A 24332-nucleotide genomic window follows, 5' to 3' on the forward strand; every position below is an offset into this window, starting at 1 on the left:
GTTTGTTGTTAACAAACTTAGAATATGTCATCAAATTTTAATTTTTAGATTCAAGAATCATGATTAATTTTTTCGGTATCGTCATTATTTTAATTGTTTGTCCACTGTTAGGAGCAATACCACTAATTGCCTGGATTACTTATGCCTTGAGTGGTAAGCAGTTAGCTACGGTGGGTACAGGAAATATTAGTGTAGCAGCCGCTTTTTATCATGGTGGTAAGTTAGCGGGAAGTATCTGTGTGGTTTCCGAAGCCCTTAAAGGTGTTGCGGTTGTGACAATTGCCCAATATTGTTTTCCTTCCCAACCAGTCTGGGAACTCGTTGCTTTAATCGCTTTGGTTGTCGGTAGATATGTGGCTACTAAAGGCGCAGGAACAACTAACGTTTCTTGGGGGTTGTTGGCACATGATCCGATAGTAGCTGCTTTTGTGAGTTTGCTGGCGGCGATTGGGTTTTTAATTACTCGTTCTAAGGAAACTATTAAGTTGGGGGTATTAGTGATATTTCCTCTGTTTGTGGGTATTATCCATTCCCAAGATATATCGAGGATTATCGCTGCTTCAACTTTGTCGGGGTTAATTTACTGGATTTATAGCCAAATTCCTGATGATATGAATCTCCCTGTGGAGGAGGCTGCTCCAGAATCTCAACCGATGATGGAATATTTAAAGAATGAGGAGAGGATTATTACTTTAGATGATGATTTAGATGGGGAAGTGGTGGGAGCTAAAGCGGCGACATTATCGCAAATTAAACGTTGGGGCTATGCAGTTCCTAAAGGTTGGGTACTGGCTGCTGGTGAAGATCCTAATATTTTAATTGATTTTCTGCAACCGTCGCCACTTTCGCCCTTGGTAGTGCGTTCTTCGGCGATTGGGGAAGATTCCCAACAAGCTTCGGCGGCAGGACAATATGAAACGATTTTAAATGTAATCAGTAAGGTAGAATTGCGACAAGCGATCGCTCAAGTTCAAGCCTCATATAATCATCCCAGTGCCGTCGAATATCGCCGTCGCAGTAGTTCAGAAGAACGGGAAATGGGGGTACTCATTCAACAACAAGTCCAAAGCGTATTTTCTGGGGTAGCTTTTAGCCGAGATCCGATTTCTCAACAGGGTGAGGCGGTGGTTATTGAAGCCATATCTGGTAGTCCTACGCAAATTGTCTCTGGGAAGGTAACACCGGAACAATATCGAGTTGTGGTTGCTGATAATGAGAAATTATCTTGTCTGCAATTTGAAGGTAGTGGCAAAGTTCCTGAAGCATTAATTAAACAGGTTGCATACTTAGCTCGACGGTTAGAAAAACGTTATTTGGGCATTCCTCAAGATATTGAATGGAGTTATGATGGTCAAAATCTGTGGGTATTGCAGACAAGACCGATCACCACGCTTTTACCCTTATGGACAAGAAAAATCGCCGCTGAGGTGATTCCGGGAGTTATTCATCCCTTAACTTGGTCTATTAATTCACCTTTAACCTGTGGTGTGTGGGGGGAAATTTTTAGTATAGTGTTAGGCGATCGCGCTAATCGGTTGGATTTTGCCACAACAGCCACACTGCACTACTCTAGAGCCTATTTTAATGCTTCCTTATTAGGAGAAATCTTTCTAGAAATGGGATTACCGCCAGAAAGTTTGGAATTTCTGACTAGAGGTGCAAGCATGAGTAAACCTGCTCTAGATTCCACTTTGGCTAATTTACCAGGACTGACCAAGTTACTCAAGCGAGAAATTGATTTAGACAAAGATTTTAAATTAGATTATCGTCAAGTTTTCATTCCCGGATTAACCCAATTATCAAACGTTGTCATTGAGGAATTATCACTAGATCAATTATTAAGCAGAATAGATTTAATTCTCAACTTACTCCACCGGGGTACTTATTACAGCATTTTAGCCCCGTTGAGTGCAGCTATCCGTCAAGCAGTTTTGGGGGCAAAAACCGAAGAAATTGATAATAGTGTCACCCCAGAGGTAGCATCATTAAGAGCTATGCGTCTACTGGTGGCGGATGCTAAACAAATTTTAATCGCCGGTAACTATGAACTTAACCCAGAACAAGTATTTGCACAATTGGCAGAAACAGCCGCAGGGGCGAGAATTGTAGCCGAATTTAACGAATTGATTGAGGATTATGGCTATTTGAGCGAAGTTGGTACAGATATTTCCGTCCCCACGTGGCGAGAAAATCCCCAAATAGTCAGACAATTATTTATCCAGTTGCTACAAGCACCGGAATCACCAAATTCAGATGATTCCCGTCCAGAACAGGCAAATTTAGTGCAAAGACGAGTTGATCTTAAAGGTAGAGTAACAGAAGTTTATTCCCGATTGTTAGCGGAACTACGCTGGACATTTTTGGCGCTAGAACGGATGTGGCTTCAGTCTGGGATATTAACTCAACGGGGAGATATTTTCTTTCTCAAGTTAGAGGAAATTCGTCATTTAGCAGTTAATTCAGATGTAGTTTTTAGGAATCATGTTTGGGAATTAATCGCAAATAGGCGATCGCAATTTATCCAAGATAGCCAAATTCCCCAAATTCCTCCCGTAGTTTACGGTTATAACCCACCTCACCCTATAGCCCCGGTAATTGATCCCTCTGACAACATTTTACTAGGTATTCCCGCCAGTCAAGGACAAATTCAAGGACGGGTAAAAGTATTACGAACCTTACAAGAAGCCCATAACATTGATAAAAACACCATCCTTGTCGTCCCTTACACAGATTCCGGTTGGGCCCCTGTCCTAGTGCAAGCTGGAGGCTTAATTGCCGAAGCAGGTGGTAAACTTTCTCACGGAGCAATTATCGCCCGTGAATACGGTATTCCTGCTGTCATGGACGTGCGTGGTGCGACATATTTGCTCCAAGATGGTCAACAAGTGCAAATTGATGGCTATAAAGGGACAGTAGAAATACTCTAGTAGTCTGTCAATCCAAAAATGACGGGTAAAGGCAAGTAGGGGAGGTAGGGGAGGTAGGGGGAGTAGGGGAGGGAAAACAGAAGTTTTTTCCTATCATTACCCGTCAAAATAAATTTGACGAACTACTAGATACTATTCTTATCTTCTTTTAATTCTTCCTCTCCTGACTCCTACTCTCCTTCTTTATTCCCCAAAATAGAAAATAAAAAACCCCCAAATTTGGAGGTTGTGAATTTTTATTTGTGAAAAATCTGATGATTAAACCTGATTATTTTATGAACATAATACAAACGGAAGCTAGAAAAGCAGCAATCATATAAAACACAGCCACTACTTGCAATTCTGACCAACCAGTTAATTCTAAATGATGATGTAAAGGAGCCATTTTAAAGAGTCGCTTACCTTTGCCATCTGGTCCTTTAGTCGCTTTATAATAACTGACTTGTGCCATGACAGATAGGGTTTCGACAAAGAAAATCCCACTCAAGATAAACAAGACTACTAAGGTATTAGTTAGCAGTGCGACAGCAGCTAAAGCGCCACCCAGGGCTAAAGAACCTGTGTCACCCATGAAAACACTAGCTGGGTTGCGGTTATAGGCTAAAAAGCCTAAACAACTACCGCTAACAGCAGCACAGAAAACCATTAAATCGGGAGAAGTGGGGGCAATGATCACACCTAATGCGAAAATAGCGATCGCTACAGTTCCCGCAGCTAAACCATCAATCCCATCTGTTAAATTAGTAGCATTGCTCTCTGCAACCAGGACAAACCCTGCTACAGGCCAGAACAACAGTCCTAAAGGCAAGGATAAACCCACCCAAGGTAAATGGATATTAGTTATACTAAAATCACCTTTAAACATCAACCAGGCACAAAATACTGTTCCAAAGATAACTTGCAAAGCTAACTTCATCTTCGGAGAAATTCCCTTGTTAGACTTCCGACGTAAAATTTGCCAGTCGTCTATCCAACCAATGAAACCGTAGCTGAGTGTTAAAGCCGAAACCGCTAGGACATTTTCGGAAAAATCCGCCAATATACAAGCCATTACCACAGCTACAGGGATAAAAAATATACCTCCCATAGTTGGTGTTCCTGCCTTTTTGAGATGTGCCTGGGGTCCATCTTCCCGGATAATCTGTCCCGTTTTCAGTCTTTGTAACAGAGGAATTACCCACTGTCCCAGAATTGTCACACCTACAGCAGTCAATAAAAAAGGTAGGGTCAGGGAAATTGGATGCCAAGGGGTTCTATTCCCCATACCATCAAAAATCAAGGCTGTTGTACTCAGTACCAAGGCCAGCAAGGAGGCCAAGCCAATTCCAGAAAAATTCAAACTTTGGTTAGGAGATAATTTAGCGTCCACAAAAAAAATTCCCTTCACTCCACACTTAAAAAAACCTAAATAAAACCATACAGACTGTTTTTAGTTGATAGTTCGCCGTATTTTGGGAACTAGTCATCATCAACAGGTGTATCATCGTCATCATCATAATCAATATCACCAATTCCGTCGTCTGCGCCCAGAAAATCGGATATTACTTCTACATCTTCCCGCGAGTCGGTTTCATGGGCATCACGGGCTATCAGTCGGCCACTCAGCCGCAACCAGTCCAACATAGAAGACTCTTGCTTTAAGGGAATAACTGATGCTCGCTGGTTTCGGGGGGCTTCACGGAGGGGAGAATCTAACATATTAACAATCACACACGGGGGTTTATATAACTAGACATTAAGAGTCTATCATAAGGATACTTAGTAAGTAGGAAACGACACGAGCGGTTTTAACCGCCTTGAATATTTCTTCATTACCTTCATTACCGCCTTGGAGTTAGGAAATTCGGGGTACTTTTGTAATGTACTTTCAACGGGACAATTACCGATTCAAATTCTCCAACTCTGTACGCATAATGTTTTGCTCCAAAGAGCCTCCCANCTGTTTCAGTGACCTTAAAACTGTTTAATTGCAAATGACAGAGCAGGGAACTAGCTATGCCTGACGGCACGCTCGCGCGAACGCATTCCGGGGTGTCGTGACTCAAATAACGGCTACCATGAGACTCCCTTCGACTTCGCTCAGGGCAAGACGCTCAGGGTGGTCTGGTCAGTACGGCTTGCTTGATTACTCTTGCAAGCTCAGTCCTTTTAGGGCTGGGTTACTGACTTGATACGAGTTAATTTATTCCTTCATACAAGTCTTTAATTGCTGAATCCGAATCAAAGAAAATTTTCATTTAATGAGCGAAAGGTAGCCAAAAAGGCATTATTCACGAACTGTATGGTTATAGACAAAGAACATTAATATTTTATTAATGCTATTTCATCATATAAACTCTTGAGGCATAGGGTAATGATAGGCAAATCAACTCTCTTAGAGACAATTGTTGGTACAAATCGCGGTTTATTAGCAAATCAGTCACAACAACAAGCTATTTTAGCAGCGATCGCTAACCTAGAAGACTTTAATCCCACACCACGACCATTAGCAGCTAGTAATTTACTAGAAGGCAACTGGCGACTACTATACACCACAAGCAAAGCTTTATTGAATATAGATCGTTTACCCTTTTGTCAACTTGGTCAAATTTACCAATGTATTCGGGTAGAAAGCAACAGTGTTTATAACATAGCTGAGATTTATGGCATTCCTTTGTTCTCAGGGTTAGTCAGCGTTGCTGCTAAATTTGAACCAGTATCCCAACAGCGTGTGCAAGTAAAATTCCAGCGTTCAATAATTGGTTTACAAAGCCTAATTGGTTATACAACACCAGAAAACTTTATTCAACAAATTGAATTAGGCAAAAAATTTACCGCTTTTGATTTTCCCATTCAAAGTGAACAACAACAAGGTTGGCTAGATATCACTTATATAGATGACGATCTCCGTATAGGCAGGGGTAACGAAGGTAGTGTTTTTGTATTAAGTAAGACATAGAACATCATGCAAGAAGTGTTTGGGAATGAAGTTACTCTATTATGGGTACTTTGTCAAGGGTGAATTGAGAAGATTAACAACTCATTACCCATGAAAACCCACCAATTTGACAAATAACTTAACAAAACCACAAGCAAACACCTTGAGGTTGTAGAGTGAAAACAATCAGCCCTACTTTAACGGCAATTCATACTTCAAAAGGGAAGATACAACATGGTTCAACGTGGTTCTAAAGTAAAAGTTCTCCGCCCTGAATCCTACTGGTTTCAGGAAGTTGGTACAGTGGTTTCTGTTGAGAAAAGCGCCATCAAATACCCTGTAATTGTTCGCTTTGACAAACCCAACTATGCTGAGGTCAACACAAACAATTTTGCTGTAGATGAGTTAATTGAGGTGGAAGCACCTAAACCCAAAGCAGCGGCAGCAAAGTAAACAGCCAAGTGTCAAGGGGATTGTTTCATGGGATGATAGCAGGAGATGTCAAGGTGAAAATCTTGTCCATTTCCTGTTTTTGATCATACCTTCTCCTAAAAATATTATTTGCTGGAATGCCTGAACTGCCTGAAGTTGAAACAGTCCGTCGGGGTTTAAATCAATTAACCCTAAGTCAAGAAATTACGGGAGGAGATGTGTTGCTACAACGCACCATTGCCTACCCGTTTTCTGTTGAAGAATTTATTGATAAAATTACAGGGAATACTATTGCTACCTGGCATCGTCGTGGTAAATATCTCCTAGCTGAACTCTCCCCTGCTCCCCTGCTCCCCTGCTCCCCTGCTCCCTCATTAGGAGTTCACCTCCGCATGACTGGTCAGTTACTTTGGTTAACCCAAGATGAACCGTTACACAAACACACCAGAGTTAGGTTATTTTTTGGAGAAAAGCAAGAATTACGCTTTGTTGACCAGCGCACCTTCGGGCAAATGTGGTATGTTCCTGGTGATGTAGCGGTAGAAAGTATTATTACAGGTTTGGCAAAACTGGCAGTTGACCCCTTTTCCCCGGATTTCACTGTGGAGTATTTTGCCGATAAATTAAAAAAATCCCGTCGTCCTATTAAAACTGGATTATTAGATCAGTCAGTGGTGGCAGGATTAGGTAATATTTATGCAGATGAAGCTTTGTTTAAAAGTGGGATTTTACCAACTACTCTCTGTACAGAATTACAACTTCCAAAAATAGAACTTTTACGAACGGCAATTATTGAAGTTTTATCAGCGAGTATTGCGGTAGGTGGGACAACTTTTAGTAATTTCCTCAGTGTTAAAGGTGTTAACGGTAATTATGGTGGTGAAGCCTGGGTTTATAACCGCACTGGAGAACCTTGTAAGGTTTGTGGTAATGTTATCCAACGCATTAAGTTAGGTGGGCGTTCCAGTCATTTTTGTTCTCAATGTCAAAGTTAATTTTACAGTAGGAGTCAGGAGTCAGGAGTCAGGAGTCAGGAGAAAGAAAGAAGAAAGAAAGAAGAAAGAAAGAAAGAAAGAGTAAAACTGGCTTGCTGTCTAGTTTTGAATTTAGATACTGTACCTTACAGAACTTCCTGCTGTTATGAGGGACAAAATGTATAATTGAATGGTGCGGAAAAAATATGATGTTTGATTAATTAGTCGCATTTCGGCATACAAATTGACCACATACCGCTATATCATGCGATTAATTCCCATTTAATCTCAGATAAATGAAGTTTATGACATCTACCATTTCCATTAACGATAGTCAGCGGTTAGGACTTGAACCCCTAAATATTCCCCACCGTCTCCTATTGGGTCCAGGGCCTTCTAACGCCCATCCAGAGGTATTACAGGCGATGAATACCGCACCTGTAGGACATTTAGATCCGGCTTTTTTAAACCTCATGGATGAGATTCAATCTCTGTTGCGTTACACATGGCAAACAGAAAACCCCCATACTATTGCTGTTAGTGGCACGGGTACAGCCGCTATGGAGGCCACGTTAGCTAATGCTGTAGAACCGGGTGATGTGGTATTAATTGGGGTAGCGGGTTATTTCGGTAATCGCTTGGTAGATATGGCGGGTAGATATGGGGCAGATGTGCGAACTATTACTAAACCCTGGGGACAAGTTTTTAATTTAGAGGAAATCAGTGCCGCAGTTGCTACCCATAAACCAGCTATTTTGGCTTTAGTTCATGCTGAAACTTCCACCGGCGCACGTCAACCTTTAGACGGTGTGGGTGAGGTGTGTCGTAAATATGGCACATTGTTGTTAGTAGATACCGTTACCAGTTTAGGTGGTGTTCCCATATTTTTGGATGAATGGGGCGTTGATTTGGCTTATAGCTGTAGTCAAAAAGGGTTGGGTTGTTCTCCAGGTGCGTCACCGTTTACCATGAGTGAGCGGGCAATGGAGAAGTTACAGAAGCGCCAATCTAAGGTGGCAAACTGGTATTTAGATATGACATTGTTGGGGAAATATTGGGGGAGCGATCGCACATATCACCACACTGCACCAATTAACCTATATTATGGATTACGGGAAGCTCTGCGTTTAGTAGCAGAAGAAGGTTTAGTTAGTTGTTGGCAACGTCACCAAAAAAATGTCGAATATCTGTGGGAAGGATTGGAAGACATGGGTTTAAAAATGCACGTTGAAAAAGAATACAGATTGCCAACTTTAACTACTGTTTGTATTCCCGAAGGAGTAAATGGTAAATCAGTTGCTAGGCAGTTATTAATTGAGCATAATATTGAGATTGGCGGCGGTTTAGGTGAACTTGCCGGTAAAGTTTGGCGTGTAGGTTTAATGGGTTTTAATAGCCGTCCTGAAAGTGTAGATAAGTTGATAGCCGCACTAGGAACAATGATCTCTAATAATTAGGGGAGTCAGGAGTCAGGAGTTCAGGAGTTCAGGAGTTCAGGAGTCAGGAGTCAGGAGTCAGGAGGAAGAAGAATAGTTTTCACCAATTCCCTGTTCCCTATTCCCTGTTCCCTGTTCCCTGTTCCCTGTTCCCTGTTCCCTATTCCCTATTCCCTATTCCCTGTTCACTGTTCCCTGTTCCCTGTTCCCAACGTATTTGTTGGGTTTCGTACCTCAACCCAACCTACAAATTAAGGCTTTTTTCAATTTGGACAAGGTATTTAGTTTTATTGCTCAATGATGACATCTAAACAATCACAAAATGATTGATAGAACTACTAGTACCTGTCAGAGTCAGACTAGAAGGATTACCAATCAGACCATCACCATTGGCATCTATGCCGAAATTAGTTTCTTGAGTGAAAGCCGCCCCCGAACCTAATGCAAATTGTCCTTCAGAAGAAACCCAATTCCAGTTATTATCTAAACGCCAAATATGCAGATAGTTTCCAGGAACATTTTTCCAGAGAACTTGGTTCTCACCATTCACGGTTTCTGCGGCTAGAGTTTGCCATCCTGCGTAGACATCTTGGAAGATTTGTTGTCCACCGTTTTTGATAGCAGATGGGGTATTTGTTCCGACTTGAGCAAAGTATTTGTTAGTGGCATCTTTGACTAATTTAGTATTACCCGCCGATTCAATAAGAATGTAAGGATTGCCACCAGGATTGCCAATAACGCCATCACCATTTGCATCTATGCCAAAGTTAGTTTCTTGAGTGAAAGCTTCCGCCGAATTTAATCCAAATTGTCCCTCAGAAGAAACCCAATTCCAGTTATTATCTAAACGCCAAATATGCAGATAGTTTCCGGCAGTATTTTTCCAAAGGACTTGGTTTTCACCATTGACGGTTTCTGCGGCTAGAGTTTGCCATCCGGCGTAGATGTTTTGGTAGATTTGTTGTCCACCATTTTTAATCGCAGTTGGGGTATTTGTGCCGATTTGGGTAAAGTATTTGTTAGTGGCATCTTTGACTAGTTTGCTGTTACCTGCCGATTCTATTGGGGTGTACAAATTGCTAACAGGACTGCCAATAACACTATCACCATTTGCATCTATGCCAAAGTTAGTTTCTTGAGTGAAAGCTTCCGCTGAATTTAATCCCCATGCTCCTTCAGAAGAAACAAAATTCCAGTTATTATCTAAACGCCAGATATGCAGATAGTTTCCGGCAGTATTTTTCCAGAGAACTTGGTTCTCACCATTGACAGTTTCTGCGGCTAGAGTTTGCCATCCTGCGTAGATGTTTTGGTAGATTTGTTGTCCACCATTTTTAATCGCAGTTGGGGTATTTGTGCCGATTTGGGTAAAGTATTTGTTAGTGGCATCTTTGACTAGTTTGCTGTTACCTGCCGATTCTATTGGGGTGTACAAATTGCTAACAGGACTGCCAATAACACTATCACCATTTGCATCTATGCCAAAGTTAGTTTCTTGAGTGAAAGCTTCCGCCGAATTTAATCCAAATTGTCCCTCAGAAGAAACCCAATTCCAGTTATTATCTAAACGCCAAATATGCAGATAGTTTCCAGGAACATTTTTCCAAAGGACTTGGTTTTCACCATTGACGGTTTCTGCGGCTAGAGTTTCCCATCCTGCGTAGATGTTTTGGAAGATTTGTACTTCACCGTTTTTGATGGCAGTTGGGGTGTTTGTTCCTACTTGAGCAAAGTATTTGTTATCTGCATCTTTGACTAGTTTGGTGTTACCTGCTGATTCTATTGGGGTAATGGTGGGAGACGCAATTTCAATGATGCCTTTAAAAGAAGCGGTACTGGCAAAATCATTCCATTTACCAGCACCACCGTAATTCATCCCCACATAATCTTCATTACCCCCACCATTATTTGGTTCACCTGGATACCAATTCGTGTAAGTAGGAGTTTCACCGCTTGCCCATTTATATTGGCCTTCTGTTAGCTCATCTGTCAAACCGGTCCACAGCCCGTCAGTACCACCAAAGGTAGTGACTAACCAATCTTGCTCGGCTTGATTGTTGATGGTGACAAGATTTCCTCCTAAACTCTTTGCCTGTGCTTGAGTTTGTTCCCATGTACCCTGACCAGTTAAGAGATATCTGCTGCCGTTATACTCAAAAAATTTGTTTTCAATAATGCCTCTGAGTTGAAATTCATTACCTAAATCATCCCACTTACCAGGCTGACCATAATTAATATACACATAATCTTGAACATGGCCTGCACTATTAGATGGTTCACCTGGATACCAATTAGTGTAAGTAGAAGTTTCACCGCTTGCCCATTTGTATTGTCCAGCTATATCCTTATCTGTCAAACCAGTCCACAGGGGTTCAGTACCACCAAAGGTAGTGACTAACCAATCTTGCTCGGCTTGATTGTTGACGGTGACAAGATTTCCTCCTAAACTCTGTGCCTGTGCTTGAGCTTGTTCCCATGTTCCAACCTTACTGAGGCGATAGATAGATCCGTTAAATACAGAAGTATCATAAGTCGTAAAGTTGTTGAGTCCCAGACTGCCAGCTAAACCTGTCACCTCAATGATGGCATCCGTAGTAGCACTGAATCCTGCGGTAGCGTCGTTAATAGCCACAAAGGTACGGCTACCAAAGGTGAATTGAGCGGCAGAGTTAGCTGTAAAATTAGTGTTAGTTAACTTGGCTGCAATACCGGCTGCATCAAGTGTTGCTACAGTTCCCACATTATTAAATACTGAGCGTGCAGTGGAAACAAGGAATAAATCATTACCAGATTTAGCATTGAAGTCTGTAATGACATCAAAGCTACCTAAGACTGAATCAGCTAAGTTACGGTAGTCAAAAGTATCTGCTCCAGGACCCCCGGTTAGAGTATCTTGTCCAAGTCCCCCGGCTAGAATATCTTTCCCTGAGTTAGCAAGAGCGACATAGACAGCATCACCACCAAACCCAACAATATCAGCAGCACCATCACCGTTGACATCTGCTAATTGGCGCGGATATTGATCAAAGCTACTCCATCCTTGATTTGGACTGTAAAACTCTAATACTCGATTTACAGAACCAAAAGTACCGTTAGTTTGACCAAGAGCGACATAGACAGCATCACCACCAAACCCAACAATATCAGCACGACCATCTCCATTGATATCTGCTACCTGGCGCGGATATTGATCAAAGCTACTCCATCCTTCCTCTGGGCTAAATTCACCGTGAGCCGTATATATAGTATCAAATGTGCCGTCCTCTTTGCCACGAGCGACATAAACACCATTGCCACCAAAACCAACAATATCAGCACGACCATCACCATTCACATCTGCTAGTTGGCGTGGCATTCGATTGAATCCTTCCCAATTAGTAGCCCCGACGAAAGTTGTGCTGGCTATTTTTGGAGTAGCAAAGAGACCATTTTGATTACCTAGAGCCACATAGACACGATCTCCAAAACCGACAATATCAGCATAACCATCGCCGTTTACATCTGCTACCTGACGTGGAAATGAGTTAAAGCTACTCCATCCTTGACCGGGGCTATAGTTACTGATGGCTTGAAATGCTGTACCAAAAGTACCGTTAGCAGTATCGCCGATTAGGGTGTCATTACCAGCACCACCATTAAGGGTGTTATTCCCAGTGTTACCAGTAATGACATTATTAGCTGCGTTCCCTGTACCGTTAATTGCTGCTGTTCCTGTCAGAGTGAGGTTTTCAAGGTTAGCAAGAGCCGCAATACTGTAAGTAACACTAGATTGAATTGTATCTGTGCCTTCATTGGCAAGTTCTGTAATCGTATCAGTTGTACTATCAACAATGTAGATATCGTTGCCTGTACCACCAATCAAGGTATCAATACCAGCACCGCCATTGAGGGTGTCATTGCCAGCGCCACCATTGAGGGTGTTATTAGCAGTGTTACCAGTAATGACGTTATTAGCTGCGTTCCCTGTACCGTTAATTGCTGCTGTTCCTGTCAGAGTGAGGTTTTCAAGGTTAGCAAGAGCCGCAATACTGTAAGTAACACTAGATTGAATTGTATCTGTGCCTTCATTGGCAAGTTCTGTAATCGTATCAGTTGTACTATCAACAATGTAGATATCGTTGCCTGTACCACCAATTAAGGTATCAATATCAGCACCGCCATTGAGGGTGTCATTGCCAGCACCGCCATTGAGGATGTCATTACCATCATCACCATTCAGGATATCATTGCCATCCTCATTGCCACGAGCGACATAAACACCATTGCCACCAAAACCAACAATATCAGCACTACCATCACCATTTACATCTGCTAGATGGCGTGGCATTCGATTGAATCCTTCCCAATTAGTAGTCCCGACGAAAGTTGTGCTGGCTTGAATTTTTGTCCCATCGAATCTACCATTCTGATTGCCCAAAGCCACCCATACTGCTTGAGCGCTAAAACCAACAATATCAGCATAACCATCACCATTCACATCTGCTACCTGGCGTGGATATTGATCGAAACTAGTCCACCCCGTTCCGTACGAAAAATCATTATTCAGGGCTATAATTTTAGGTGCAAAAGTGCCGTCAGCTTTTCCAGTAGCCACAAAGACATTTGTGTCACCAAAGGCAACAATATCGGCACGTCCATCACCATTGACATCTGCTAACTGGCGTGGATATTTATCAAAGCTAGTCCATCCCCCTGGACCTTGGAGAAAATCTCCAAGGGCTATTTGTGGAGTACCAAAGAGACCATTTTGATTACCCAGAGCCACTGATACTCCGTTAGAACCAAAACCAACAATATCAGCATAATCATCACCATTGACATCTGCTACCTGGCGGGGATATTGATCAAAGCTACTCCATCCTTCCTCTGGGCTAAACTCACCGTGAGCCATATATTATCAAATGTGCCGTCCTCTTTACCACGAGCGACATAAACACCATTGCCACCAAAACCAACAATATCAGCACGACCATCACCATTCACATCTGCTAGTTGGCGTGGCATTCGATTGAATCCTTCCCAATTAGTAGCCCCGACGAAAGTTGTGCTGGCTATTTTTGGAGTAGCAAAGAGACCATTTTGATTACCCAGAGCCACCAATACTCCGTTAGAACCGAAGCCAACAATATCAGCATAACCATCACCATTGACATCTGCTACCTGGCGGGGATATTGATCAAAGCTACTCCATCCTTCTTCTGGGCTAAACTCACCATGAGCCGTATATATATTACCGAAAGTGATATTGCCATACAAGATGTCATTACCAGCACCACCACTGATATTGTCATCACTCAAACCGCCATACAAGATGTCATTACCAGCACCACCATACATTAATGCCCAGTAACCGTCGGCCATTAAAGTATTATTAAAATCATCTCCTTTGAAAACTTTATAGACTCCGCCTCCATCAAAATTGATTTGTTCAATATTTTTGAGGATATCAGTACCATCCCTATTGGGCTGAGAGTCAATAACTCGCAAATCTCCATTATTTAACCAAGAGATTTGATAATTAACTGAAGCTCCAGTGAAAACTGCGATGTCATTACCACCACCACCATCAATAGTGTCATTACCACCATGACCATAAATTTTGTCGTTTTCTACAGTGCCAAATAGATTATCATCACTTAAACCACCATGTAGGATGTTACTAATAGCATGAATAATAATATTGGATGCATTCAACCAGTCAACAACTAATCCTGCATCCGTATGCTCGAAATGATCTACATGAATAACATTAGGTAACTGATTTGGACCATAAGATAATCCACTGGCTACTCTAGCCAAAATAGTAGAAAAATCAGTTGGTAGACCACTTGCGTCGGTATGCTCCAAAAAATATAATTGAGGGTATGGCTGGTTATCGTATATACCACCATTCCATCTACTTTTCAAGTCAGTTGTCCGCCAGTCATTCTTTTTAACAAAAGTACGAGTATCAGCAATTCCATCAATACTACCATTGCTTTCTGAGAAAATTAACAACCGCTTATTTTGTGCAATCATCTCAGATGTTAGAGGCCATACACCAGCTTGTCTTATGTCCTCATACATTGCAGTATTAGGATCATCATGATCAGGATCAAATAATAAGTTTTTTAGTCCAGATACTTGATCTATTTCGTTTTGTAGTTTGCTTTGAGAAGTATAATCTTCTAAATCAATAATTACTATTTCATTAGGACGTTGATTGAGAAAATTTACTACAACTTCCAATCTGCTTTTTAGTGATATTCTGCCTCCTGAAGGAACAGTAAAACCTGGAACAGGAATAGATCCAGGATTATGAGCTAAATATACTCCTTGATTATCTTCATATGTATCAATTCCTAAAAATCTAACACCTTGTTCAAGTTGACTCTGAATCGTATAACTTTGATTCGCAACAGTGTAAGCCCAATTCAAAACCGGAGTATATCCCTCATCACTATTAACATGAGAATTATGTGTACCTAAAAAAGCAACTTCATTTAAACGTTTCCCTTGTAAATTCTGCTCAATCTCAACAACCTCACCATCCAACGTCAGAGTCGCACTATCATCCTCAGCCTTCAAAACCGCCAACTCAGACTCACTTAAACTCTTCCCTTGCACCAACCGCGCAAAAATATCCCCTTCATCCCCTGCTGCATCAGTTGTATTAATCTCTGCATCAATAGAATGTCCAATTTCCTCCAACAATACAGCCACAACAGCATTGATATTCTGAGCATTTTGGTTAATAAACTCAGCCGCTAAATATACCTTACCTGTAGTAATCGAAAAAGCCCCATTTGCACCATTAATATCATGACGATTGACAATCTCAATGGTAGGAACAGCACTAAAATTTCCTTGAGCAAAACCATCAAATAATTGATTAGCTACTTCCCCATTAAAATCACTACCAAAAGCAGTTTCTAACTTCTGGCTGTACCCTGCATCATTGCGGAAATTACTCAGATATTCAGATGTATTTTGTAATGCTTGAGTGAGAATACTATCTAAATTAGGAAAAAGGACTTGAAATGAGTTTAGTAAAATATTGAAGTTTTTCATCACAGACCCCTGATTTTAAAGTTGTAGATGTTGTTTTCGTGGTCTTTCCACGCGCTGCTATACTAAGTGCGGGTGGAAAATGGACTTTTGTAAAATTGCGAAAAACCTAGATTTGTAGGGGTTTAGCAGTGCTAATTGGTGTCAACTTAACGTAAAACCCATAGCCCGCCTGGGAATGAATTCCCAGTCTAATAGCAAAAGTCATCTAAAGATGACTAAATAAGCCGGAAATTTTTGAGTAAACTTTAGTTTACTTTGGCTATTAGCCCGGAAATTCATTTCTGGGCGGGTGTGGAAGCAAACAGATAAGCCATTTCTAACTTAAGTTGACACAAATGAGCAGTGCTAAACCCCTACCCGTGAAATCGAAATATCAAGCCGTTTTTAGTTTAATTAGCATTTCCCCAGTTTACCCAACCTTGTACTGACTTCCGTACTGACTTAACCTGACTTAACCTGACTTAACCTGACTTATGACTGAACTGTTGTTAATACATAATCTGTAGTCAAAAATATAATCTATATGCCACATCTTCAACTGGCACAAAGATGAGAATATACGTAAGATATAATTGGACAATCCAATATATACTGATGATGTTATACATTAATCCCAGATAAGCAATGTCAAGATCACTATGCGTTCATAATGACCACATTGACAAAGTTAAAATAGCACTCACGCACAATGGCTATCCTAACCAAAGAGCCTTGGCTAATGATACCGGATTGTCCTTAGCGACAATTAGCAACTTCCTGACTGGTAAACCTGTTAGTTATGCCAACTTTGAAGAACTATGTCGCAGATTAAATCTAGATTGGCGAGAAATTATTACCAATGTTGAAGTAATATCCACCCCCCCCCGCATACGCACAAATACGTAAAAAAAAAACCAAATTTAAATGAATTGCATGACTGGGGAACTGTAGTTAATATTTCGGCATTTTACGGACGCAACAAAGAACTGACACAGCTAAAGTCATGGATTTTACAAGATAGCTGTCGCCTGTTAGGATTATTTGGTATGGGTGGAGTTGGGAAAACAACCTTAGCTACCCAATTAGCACAAGAGATTCATGATCAGTTTGATTACATTTTTTGGCGTTCAGTGCCTACAGTCCTATCCTTTGATGAGATGATAACTGATTTGCTGTCTTTGATCTCCAATCACCAGGAAAGCAAACCCAAAATCCATCGAGTTCTCCATTATCTGTGTACATATCGTTGCTTGATTATCTTGGATGAGTTGGAAACAACTTTAGACACTCTTAATCTCAATTACAGTCGGTTTATCCAAATAATTGCCGAAACCAATCATCAAAGTTGTCTAATTTTCACCAGTCGCCATCAACCTGCCCAAATCAGCTTACTGGAAAACTGGTCATCATCAGCACGTTCTTTGAGATTGCTGGGTTCATCAGAAATACCTTTTTCTCTACTGCAATCACAACAACTGCGGGGAACAGATGAACAAAAATACCAATTATGCGATTTATATGGTAATAATCCTTTAAAAATAAAAATACTTGTTAATACCATCATTAACTTATTTAATGGTGATATTAAAAAATTCCTGGCACAAAATACCCTATTAGTCAATAATCATCTTCACAATTTGCTAGAACAACAGTTAAATTGTCTCTCAGTTTTGGAACAGCAAATCATGTACTATTTGGCAATTAACTCGCAAATTACAATTACTGATCTAGCAAATAAATTACCTCATGTTTCTAAATCCCATTTTTGGCAAGGAATAGAAAGGTTATATTCACGTTGTTTAATTGAACAAAAAGCAGGTAAATATATCTTACAACCTGTGATTAAGGAGTATGTGATGGAACATTTTCAACCAAAACCTGTGTTGGAACTGGTAGGAAAAAAAGTTTTTTGCGACTAAAAATCCGAAAAAATCCCTAGTTTACAGAAGTATCCGGTAAGCGTAAAGCTCAGTGGCTTGGCTCCCGGAGATACAGCACTTCTCGGTGTTATGAGGTACATATCTAGCGGGCAAGATGCCCGCACCACAAGAGTTTCATGATTTAAGTTTGTACCTCATGAAAGCGGAATCTGCTGTAAATAAAAAGAGAGTGGGAGAAGGCATACCAAAAGCCTAAAATCTCCCACTCTACATTTACTGCTGTAGCGTTTGGGAACATATATAAATACTGCCAGTTATTTAGGGGGGTTGATGTAACAACGACAGTATTGATATGCGGTTAATATTCCCTTTGCAGCAAATGTCAAATCTGATAATTGTGATGATTTTTGATGCAATTAATGGTCAATCAAGTGTTTATAAAACATGGTTATTTATGCTGAAAAATGTGAGCATAAATTAAGGATTTGTCGGCAATAATCAATATTTAATAAACGTTAATAACCACAGAATTGAATTTGTTTATCTTGCATCAATGTAACTTAGGTAATTAAAACTTGGTTGCCAAGTTGGCATTTTATTGAAAGTCTTGTATTGCCAAGTTTTTAGAGAAATTGTGAATCTTGTCTGTCTCTGATAAATTCTGTATTGGCATTAAGGGGATAGATTTTTTCTGGAGGCGAAATTATTAGCATATTTTTGCTGTTAGTGGATTTATAATGCTGCCGGGAGGGCATTTTGTGACTATGGCGATAGCGTTGATTATTTCTTGTGCTTTCTTTGGAGTTTTGCAATAGGTAGAAAATTACAAACGAACCGCTAGAACAGCAAAAGATGACGGCAATGATCAACCATAGAGGGAGGGGATTACTAGTATCGGCAAATGTAGAAATGGTTGATTTTATCGGGATATATGCGGTTTCTGCTTTTTCTACCTGTGGCACATATCCAGTATAAATCAATTGATTATAGGCAAAAATTACAACTCCTATGGGAATTAGTAACAAACTTAAAAACCAGATTCCAGGGTAATTTTTCAGTAGGTTTACTAGAATTTTTCCAGGATTTAGCTTTCTTTTTAACTCTTGTTCATTGTCCATTACATTAATCACATAAATCATATTTATGGCAAGAGGAAAAAGAAATATTTTCCCCTTTTAACTAATCCGCTATCTCCTATCCCTAATCCTCTTAATTAATGGGAGAATGTCTAGCGATCGCTAGTCGAATTAACTGATCTACTAATTGGGCAAAGGGTATACCCGTATTAGCCCAGAGTTGGGGATACATACTTGTGGAGGTAAACCCTGGAAAGGTGTTAATTTCGTTAATAAAAAGCTCTCCGGTGGCTTCTACATAGAAAAAGTCTACTCTGGATAAACCAGCGGCATCCACAGCCGCAAAGGCTTGTAAAGCCATGTCTTGAATTTGCCGTGCTACTGTATCTGGTAAATTTGCAGGAATGAATAAATCGGCTTTTCCGGGGGTATATTTGGTTTCGTAATCGTAAAAATCACTATTAAAGGTAATTTCACCAACAACGGAGGCTTTGGGGTTGTCGTTACCTAAAACGGCACATTCGACTTCTCTGGCTACAACTCCAGCTTCGACAATAATTCGTCTATCATGGGTGGCAGCATTATCCAAAGCTGTTTCTAGTTCTTGGCGCGATCGCACTTTGGCAATTCCCACCGATGAACCTAGATTAGCAGGTTTGACAAAACAGGGATAGCCCAATGTGGCTTCAATTTCATCACACAGTTTGGGAAATACGCAAGCATTTGACCAAATTTGCTCTCTCGTCACCGCCTTATATTTTACTTGAGGTAATCCCGCTTGGGCAAAGGCCATTTTCATGGCAATTTTATCCATTCCCACTGCTGAACCCAAGACTCCAGAACCCACAAAGGGAACTTGCATCAAAGTTAGTAAACCTTGAATTGTTCCATCTTCGCCATTAGGACCGTGAAGCACGGGAAACCAAAGATCAACTTCTTGAGTTTCTGGGGGAAATTGCCATAAATTAGGGGTTGTGGAGGGGATTTCATCGGGAACACCAGATGCTAAAACCTGTTGTGCAGTAACTCCAGCTTGCCAAACACCATCCTTTTGAATGTAGAAAGGTAAAACTTCGTATTCTTGAGCATTTTCTTCTAAACTGAGGGCATGAGCGATCGCCCGCGCCGAAATTATTGAAACCTCATGTTCTCCAGAACGTCCACCAAACAGCAAACCCACCCGTAGCTTAGTCATTTTTTTATATATCTCTACAGATCCGCAATTTCCATTATCACCAAAGAAAGGGAACAGGGAACAGGGTGGAGGAGAATTGTGATCATGATGCTAAATTGCAAGTTCTGATATTAGGGGCGTAAAATAGTTCTTAATATAGGGTCTTAATCTCAATCGTTATGATTTCGGCAAAATTTACCTTAGGACAATCCGCACAGCTATACGCCGAATTATATGCACAAGATGAAGAACTTCAATAACTTACAGATGATGCGATCGCTAATTGGCCAGCATGAGCGAACTATACCGGGGATTAATTATCAATGTCAATTTAGATCCCAGTCAAGGATCGGAGACGGGCAAAACTAGACCTTGTATTATAGTTACCAACAATATCTATAATGCGCGAGTACCCGTGATTCAAGTAGTTCCTTTATCAGATTACCTCCATTTATTGTTAAATTAGGAATATAACTTGAAAATATCAAACACAATGTCCAATCATTCTTCAGTTATAAGTGTGTCTCCTGAAATCATGAGTGGTACTGCTGTTTTTACTGGAACAAGAGTTCCTATACAAATACTCTTAGATTATTTAACAGCAGGAGATTCCATAGATGATTTTTTAGATGGTTTTCCCACCGTTACTAGGGAGCAAGTAATCACATTCCTAGAGGAAGCAGGAAAGCAAATGATTAGTAAGGTAGCTTAGAATGAAACTGCTTCTCGATGAATGTATTGATCGCAGGTTAACTAAGGAATTTGTAGGTTATGACATCAAAACAGTTCCCCAGATGGGATGGGCAGGAACTAAAAATGGTAAATTACTAGCGTTAGTAGAAAAAGAGTTTGATATTTTTATTACGGTGGATAGGAATTTATCTTTTCAACAAAATTTGTCTCAGTTCAATATTGCTGTAGTTGTATTACAAGCATCTTCCAATAGATTAATGGATCTTCAGCCTTTAGTTCCAAAAGTTTTAGACATTTTATCTACAGTGGTAAAAGGTCAAGCTGTAGTTGTTAGTCTGTAGTTTCTTTGGCTCAAATGATGGAGTCATGGGGACTGGGGACTGGGGACTGGGGACTGGGGAATAGGTAATTTCTTCTTCTTCTTCCTGACTCCTGACTCCTGACTCCTGACTTCTTCTTCCTGACTCCTGACTCCTGACTCCTGACTCTTGCCTTTTACAGAAAAGTGAATATATTTGTGTTACCCTAGTACAGTTGTCTAAAATCCGCACATCTGGGAATTCGGGTGTTTCTTAAAATTGAGAAATACACCCAGATGGAGGTTTAACCCGAATAGGAGTAACAAAATATGCCAGTAGTTTCATTGGCTCAAATGATGGAGTCAGGAGTTCACTTTGGTCATCAGACCAGACGTTGGAACCCCAAAATGGCTCCTTATATCTACACCTCACGAAATGGTGTACATATCATTGACTTGGTGCAAACAGCCCAGTTGATGGATAACGCCTATCACTATATGCGAACCCAATCAGAGCAAGGTAAAAAATTCCTGTTTGTTGGTACTAAGCGCCAAGCAGCCGGAATTATTGCTCAAGAAGCCCTCCGTTGTGGTTCTCACTACATTAACCAACGCTGGTTGGGTGGAATGCTCACCAACTGGGCAACCATTAAAACCAGAGCCGAGCGTCTCAAAGATTTAGAACGGAGAGAAGAAAGCGGCGCACTGGATTTATTGCCAAAGAAAGAAGCCTCCATGCTGCGTCGGGAAATGACGAAGCTACAAAAATATTTGGGCGGCATTAAAAACATGAGAAAAGTTCCCGATATCGTGGTTATTGTTGACCAGAAGCGGGAATATAACGCAGTTCAAGAATGCGAGAAATTGGGGATTCCCATTGTGTCCATGTTGGATACAAATTGTGACCCAGACGTTGTAGATATTCCTATCCCAGCCAATGACGACGCAATCAGATCCATTAAGCTAATTGTTGGTAAATTAGCCGATGCTATCTACGAAGGCCGTCACGGTCAGCTAGAAGTGGAAGAAGATTACGATGATTACGCTGACGAAGACTACGAATATGATGAAAGTGATAGCACTGAGTCAGAAGAAGAAGCATAAGCAGCTATGATCGGGATTAAGGCATACCAAAAAATAAATTAGCCAATTTTTTAGTAGCAAATAAGTAGGGGTTTAGCACTGTGCTTTACCCCTACATCTATACTACAGATTGGAATATTTTTTTGAATGGAACTCCCTTACAGCCGATTGCAGATTAGTGAGGTACAGGATCTAAGTTCAAAGCCAGACATCAAGCCAGTTTTACTCCTGACTCGGTGACTCCTGACTCGGTGACTCCTGCTGTAAATGATTTTCAAATGAGTCCTGATCGTCTGATAATCTTGAATAATATTTGTATCTGTCAAGTTAAGAATTGAGGCAATATGGCGGAAATATCTGCAAAACTCGTCCAAGAGCTACGCCAAAAAACCGGTGCTGGCATGATGGACTGCAAAAAGGCACTGAAGGAAACTGAAGGTGATATCGAGGCGGCCACAACCTGGCTACGGCAAAAAGGTATTGCTTCAGCAGGTAAAAAAAGCGATCGCATTGCCGCAGAAGGTCTAGTAGACACCTACATTCAGCCTGATGGTCAGGTAGGTGTACTCATAGAGGTAAACTGCCAAACCGACTTTGTTGCCCGTAACGACGCTTTCAAAGCCTTAGTTAAGAGCCTGGCACAACAAGCTGCAACCGCTGATAGTGTTGAGTCTTTATTGGCTCAACCCTATATTGAAAATTCCAGCGTTACTGTTGATGAATTCATCAAAGAAACTATTGCTACCCTTGGTGAAAATATTCAAGTTCGGCGCTTTGTGAATTTCTCTCTTGCCCCTGGCACACCAGGAAGAACAGACAGCTACATTCACACTGGTGGTCGTGTTGGTGTATTATTGGAATTAAATTCTCAATCCAATACAGCCGCTGCTAATGAAGAGTTCCAAAACTTGGCACGGAACGCGGCAATGCAAGTTGCTGCTTGTCCTAATGTTGAGTACGTTAGTGTAGATCACATTCCTGCCGAAGTTGTCACCAAAGAAAAAGACATCGAAATGGGTAAGGACGACTTGGGTAATAAGCCAGAGAACATCAAAGAAAAGATTGTTCAAGGTAGAATTGAGAAACGTCTCAAAGAAATGACTTTACTAGATCAACCTTATATCCGTGATCAAAGTATTTCGGTAGAAGATTTGGTGAAGCAAGTAAAATCTAAAGTTGACGAAGAAATTAAAGTTAGTCGCTTTGTCCGTTATGTCCTCGGTGAAGGCATTGAAAAGAAAGAAATGAGCTTTGCTGATGAAGTTGCTGCCCAAATTGGCGCTAAGTAATTTTGTCTTTAGTCAGTAGTCAGTAGTCAGTAGTCAGTGGTCAGTTGTTAAGAATATACACTTAATAGTTAGCTGTTGATTATAGACTTTTACCTTTGACTAATAACTCTATGTATTTACAGGTCACGTACAACACGCTGGCCTGTATTTTATTTAAATGATGACTATTTATTCAAAATTCCGTATATTTGTACTATAGAAGCCAACTGACAACTAACAAACTTAAACTTATGGCGAGAGCAATTGAACGGATAGAAAAAGATATTACTGACTTAAAAGAGGCGATTAGGGCGATCGCTCACGAACTCAATTTAGCTTATGCTAGATATATAAACATACTCGGATCAGCCTTACAAAAGCAACTGATTTTAGCTAGTTATTACCTTTGTACTCAGGGATATCCTGATGAATTTCTGAACTTATCACTAAATCAGCGGCAAAAATTACAACAAGGCATTCGTAAATTCAGTCAACAAGCTGCTAAAGAATTAATTAGTTATATTCAACCTCCAGAAATTGCCCAAACAGAAGCAGTTGTAGAAACTGAAGAAAAAGAGAAAATTGAAGAAGAGAACGAAGAAACTGAAGAAAACGAAGAAAATGAAGAAACCGAACAACAACCTAAAGCCTTAGATCCTTCTAACCCCATAGAACTAGTTGAATGGCAGCAAGATTTAGAAGAAGCAATTCAAGAAACTTTGAAAAAAGTCTCACAAGCAGTTAATATTTTAATCCAAAAAACCGGAGTCTTACCCAAAAAACTACCAGAACCAATTTTAGTCGCTGCCACCGCTGCTGCTGCTTCCTCAGAAGGTTCTAGTAATATGATACCTAGCCCACCCAATCTATTAAACTTAGTGATAGAAATTAGTGATGAGGAAGATTCAGAAGATTCTAGTCTGACTCAGATTATGGCTATTCACTTACGACTAGGAGAAATAGAATTTGCTGAAGCGACACTATTGGCAGAACGCAAAGGAATTCGTCATATTTTAATGCAATTGAATAAACTAGGACGAGAATATCAAAAAAGGCAACGAGAACTTAAAATTGCTGAAGCCGAAGCCGCTTGGCGTGCCAGTTGGTTTGAGGATTAGAACCTGTATAAGTTATTGAAAATATCT

General features: G+C 40.6%; 20 protein-coding genes. 13 read left to right on the top strand and 7 right to left on the bottom strand.

The genetic code is table 11. From position 1 onward, the window contains the following. The first annotated feature begins 59 nt into the window (after positions 1 to 59). Positions 60 to 2927 carry a glycerol-3-phosphate acyltransferase gene (locus FJR05_RS14750; RefSeq protein ID WP_168644793.1) on the top strand — a complete coding sequence of 956 codons (2868 nt, stop codon included), beginning with the start codon at positions 60 to 62 and terminating at the stop codon, positions 2925 to 2927. A 268-nt stretch (positions 2928 to 3195) separates the two neighbouring features. On the opposite strand, the gene mraY is transcribed toward FJR05_RS14750, so the two are convergent. Beyond that, positions 3196 to 4296 carry a phospho-N-acetylmuramoyl-pentapeptide-transferase gene (gene mraY / locus FJR05_RS14755; protein ID WP_168644794.1) on the bottom strand — a complete coding sequence of 367 codons (1101 nt, stop codon included), beginning with the start codon at positions 4294 to 4296 and terminating at the stop codon, positions 3196 to 3198. 89 nt (positions 4297 to 4385) lie between these two features. Next, positions 4386 to 4625, bottom strand: coding sequence for a DUF3134 domain-containing protein (locus FJR05_RS14760; RefSeq protein ID WP_168644795.1), 240 nt, complete (start codon positions 4623 to 4625; stop codon positions 4386 to 4388). Positions 4626 to 5280: 655 nt separating this feature from the next. On the opposite strand from FJR05_RS14760, the gene FJR05_RS14765 reads away from it, so the two are divergent. The 4 genes from FJR05_RS14765 (at position 5281) to FJR05_RS14780 (ending at position 8707) form a co-directional block, all read left to right on the top strand. After that, entirely contained in the window at positions 5281 to 5865 is a 585-nt protein-coding gene (locus FJR05_RS14765; RefSeq protein WP_168644796.1) for a PAP/fibrillin family protein, read from the top strand. Positions 5866 to 6078: 213 nt separating this feature from the next. Next, complete coding sequence (locus FJR05_RS14770) at positions 6079 to 6297, top strand: photosystem I reaction center subunit IV (protein ID WP_168644797.1); 219 nt, start codon at positions 6079 to 6081, stop codon at positions 6295 to 6297. A 116-nt stretch (positions 6298 to 6413) separates the two neighbouring features. Further along, positions 6414 to 7271 carry a DNA-formamidopyrimidine glycosylase gene (locus FJR05_RS14775; protein ID WP_168644798.1) on the top strand — a complete coding sequence of 286 codons (858 nt, stop codon included), beginning with the start codon at positions 6414 to 6416 and terminating at the stop codon, positions 7269 to 7271. A 284-nt stretch (positions 7272 to 7555) separates the two neighbouring features. After that, the gene (locus tag FJR05_RS14780; protein ID WP_168644799.1) at positions 7556 to 8707 is read left to right on the top strand and encodes an alanine--glyoxylate aminotransferase family protein; all 1152 of its coding nucleotides are present in this window, start codon (positions 7556 to 7558) and stop codon (positions 8705 to 8707) included. A 286-nt stretch (positions 8708 to 8993) separates the two neighbouring features. On the opposite strand, the gene FJR05_RS27340 is transcribed toward FJR05_RS14780, so the two are convergent. Further along, positions 8994 to 13577: a lectin-like protein gene (locus FJR05_RS27340; RefSeq protein WP_254446949.1), complete on the bottom strand. Its 4584-nt coding sequence runs from the start codon at positions 13575 to 13577 to the stop codon at positions 8994 to 8996. Beyond that, a complete protein-coding gene (locus FJR05_RS27775) occupies positions 13511 to 15736 on the bottom strand; it encodes an FG-GAP-like repeat-containing protein (protein WP_168644800.1) in 2226 nt (741 codons plus the stop codon). The genes FJR05_RS27340 and FJR05_RS27775 overlap by 67 nt, the downstream gene beginning before the upstream one ends. A 624-nt stretch (positions 15737 to 16360) precedes the next feature. Here FJR05_RS27775 and FJR05_RS14820 point away from each other — a divergent pair. Beyond that, positions 16361 to 16621 (top strand): helix-turn-helix transcriptional regulator, encoded by a 261-nt coding sequence (locus FJR05_RS14820; protein ID WP_168644801.1) that lies wholly within the window; start codon positions 16361 to 16363, stop codon positions 16619 to 16621. Positions 16622 to 16644: 23 nt separating this feature from the next. Then, positions 16645 to 17634, top strand: a complete 990-nt coding sequence (locus FJR05_RS14825) for an NB-ARC domain-containing protein (protein ID WP_168644802.1) — start codon at positions 16645 to 16647, stop codon at positions 17632 to 17634. A 584-nt stretch (positions 17635 to 18218) separates the two neighbouring features. Here FJR05_RS14825 and FJR05_RS14830 read toward each other — a convergent pair. Together FJR05_RS14830 and FJR05_RS14835 are read right to left on the bottom strand one after the other, a co-directional pair. Continuing rightward, complete coding sequence (locus FJR05_RS14830) at positions 18219 to 18713, bottom strand: hypothetical protein (protein WP_168644803.1); 495 nt, start codon at positions 18711 to 18713, stop codon at positions 18219 to 18221. Positions 18714 to 18804: 91 nt separating this feature from the next. Beyond that, entirely contained in the window at positions 18805 to 19866 is a 1062-nt protein-coding gene (locus FJR05_RS14835; protein ID WP_168644804.1) for a D-alanine--D-alanine ligase family protein, read from the bottom strand. Positions 19867 to 20137: 271 nt separating this feature from the next. Between FJR05_RS14835 and FJR05_RS28000 the strand changes: the two genes are divergently transcribed. From FJR05_RS28000 to FJR05_RS14850, 3 genes are read left to right on the top strand one after another with little or no spacing between them, the layout of a single operon-like run. Continuing rightward, on the top strand, positions 20138 to 20311 hold the full coding sequence (locus tag FJR05_RS28000) for a type II toxin-antitoxin system PemK/MazF family toxin (RefSeq protein ID WP_168644805.1): 174 nt from the start codon (positions 20138 to 20140) through the stop codon (positions 20309 to 20311). Positions 20312 to 20338: 27 nt separating this feature from the next. Beyond that, the gene (locus FJR05_RS14845; RefSeq protein WP_168644806.1) at positions 20339 to 20557 is read left to right on the top strand and encodes a DUF433 domain-containing protein; all 219 of its coding nucleotides are present in this window, start codon (positions 20339 to 20341) and stop codon (positions 20555 to 20557) included. A gap of 1 nt (position 20558) precedes the next feature. After that, a complete protein-coding gene (locus FJR05_RS14850; RefSeq protein ID WP_168644807.1) occupies positions 20559 to 20879 on the top strand; it encodes a DUF5615 family PIN-like protein in 321 nt (106 codons plus the stop codon). Here FJR05_RS14850 and FJR05_RS14855 read toward each other — a convergent pair. Further along, positions 20835 to 21089 carry a hypothetical protein gene (locus FJR05_RS14855; RefSeq protein WP_168644808.1) on the bottom strand — a complete coding sequence of 85 codons (255 nt, stop codon included), beginning with the start codon at positions 21087 to 21089 and terminating at the stop codon, positions 20835 to 20837. The genes FJR05_RS14850 and FJR05_RS14855 overlap by 45 nt on opposite strands. 77 nt (positions 21090 to 21166) lie before the next feature. Between FJR05_RS14855 and rpsB the strand changes: the two genes are divergently transcribed. The 3 genes from rpsB (at position 21167) to FJR05_RS14870 (ending at position 24305) form a co-directional block, all read left to right on the top strand. Beyond that, the gene (gene rpsB, locus FJR05_RS14860; RefSeq protein WP_168644809.1) at positions 21167 to 21940 is read left to right on the top strand and encodes a 30S ribosomal protein S2; all 774 of its coding nucleotides are present in this window, start codon (positions 21167 to 21169) and stop codon (positions 21938 to 21940) included. A gap of 323 nt (positions 21941 to 22263) precedes the next feature. Then, on the top strand, positions 22264 to 23208 hold the full coding sequence (tsf, locus tag FJR05_RS14865; protein ID WP_168644810.1) for a translation elongation factor Ts: 945 nt from the start codon (positions 22264 to 22266) through the stop codon (positions 23206 to 23208). 230 nt (positions 23209 to 23438) lie between these two features. Beyond that, positions 23439 to 24305 (top strand): hypothetical protein, encoded by an 867-nt coding sequence (locus FJR05_RS14870; protein ID WP_168644811.1) that lies wholly within the window; start codon positions 23439 to 23441, stop codon positions 24303 to 24305. Positions 24306 to 24332: the final 27 nt, after the last annotated feature.

It is taken from the genome of Dolichospermum sp. UHCC 0259 (genome assembly GCF_009711935.1).
In the GTDB taxonomy this organism is placed as follows: Bacteria; Cyanobacteriota; Cyanobacteriia; order Cyanobacteriales; family Nostocaceae; genus Dolichospermum.

Bases quoted from the DNA above. Each gene is read 5' to 3' on its own strand.
- FJR05_RS28000 (WP_168644805.1), top strand. From the start codon at position 20,138: ATGAGCGAACTATACCGGGGATTAATTATCAATGTCAATTTAGATCCC.
- tsf (WP_168644810.1), top strand. From the start codon at position 22,264: ATGGCGGAAATATCTGCAAAACTCGTCCAAGAGCTACGCCAAAAAACC.
- FJR05_RS14780 (WP_168644799.1), top strand. From the start codon at position 7,556: ATGACATCTACCATTTCCATTAACGATAGTCAGCGGTTAGGACTTGAA.
- FJR05_RS14760 (WP_168644795.1), bottom strand. From the start codon at position 4,625: ATGTTAGATTCTCCCCTCCGTGAAGCCCCCCGAAACCAGCGAGCATCA.
- FJR05_RS14850 (WP_168644807.1), top strand. From the start codon at position 20,559: ATGAAACTGCTTCTCGATGAATGTATTGATCGCAGGTTAACTAAGGAA.
- FJR05_RS14830 (WP_168644803.1), bottom strand. From the start codon at position 18,713: ATGGACAATGAACAAGAGTTAAAAAGAAAGCTAAATCCTGGAAAAATT.
- FJR05_RS27340 (WP_254446949.1), bottom strand. From the start codon at position 13,577: ATGGCTCACGGTGAGTTTAGCCCAGAGGAAGGATGGAGTAGCTTTGAT.
- FJR05_RS14765 (WP_168644796.1), top strand. From the start codon at position 5,281: ATGATAGGCAAATCAACTCTCTTAGAGACAATTGTTGGTACAAATCGC.
- rpsB (WP_168644809.1), top strand. From the start codon at position 21,167: ATGCCAGTAGTTTCATTGGCTCAAATGATGGAGTCAGGAGTTCACTTT.
- FJR05_RS14845 (WP_168644806.1), top strand. From the start codon at position 20,339: ATGTCCAATCATTCTTCAGTTATAAGTGTGTCTCCTGAAATCATGAGT.
- FJR05_RS14775 (WP_168644798.1), top strand. From the start codon at position 6,414: ATGCCTGAACTGCCTGAAGTTGAAACAGTCCGTCGGGGTTTAAATCAA.
- FJR05_RS27775 (WP_168644800.1), bottom strand. From the start codon at position 15,736: ATGAAAAACTTCAATATTTTACTAAACTCATTTCAAGTCCTTTTTCCT.
- FJR05_RS14820 (WP_168644801.1), top strand. From the start codon at position 16,361: ATGTCAAGATCACTATGCGTTCATAATGACCACATTGACAAAGTTAAA.
- FJR05_RS14770 (WP_168644797.1), top strand. From the start codon at position 6,079: ATGGTTCAACGTGGTTCTAAAGTAAAAGTTCTCCGCCCTGAATCCTAC.
- FJR05_RS14750 (WP_168644793.1), top strand. From the start codon at position 60: ATGATTAATTTTTTCGGTATCGTCATTATTTTAATTGTTTGTCCACTG.
- FJR05_RS14835 (WP_168644804.1), bottom strand. From the start codon at position 19,866: ATGACTAAGCTACGGGTGGGTTTGCTGTTTGGTGGACGTTCTGGAGAA.
- FJR05_RS14870 (WP_168644811.1), top strand. From the start codon at position 23,439: ATGGCGAGAGCAATTGAACGGATAGAAAAAGATATTACTGACTTAAAA.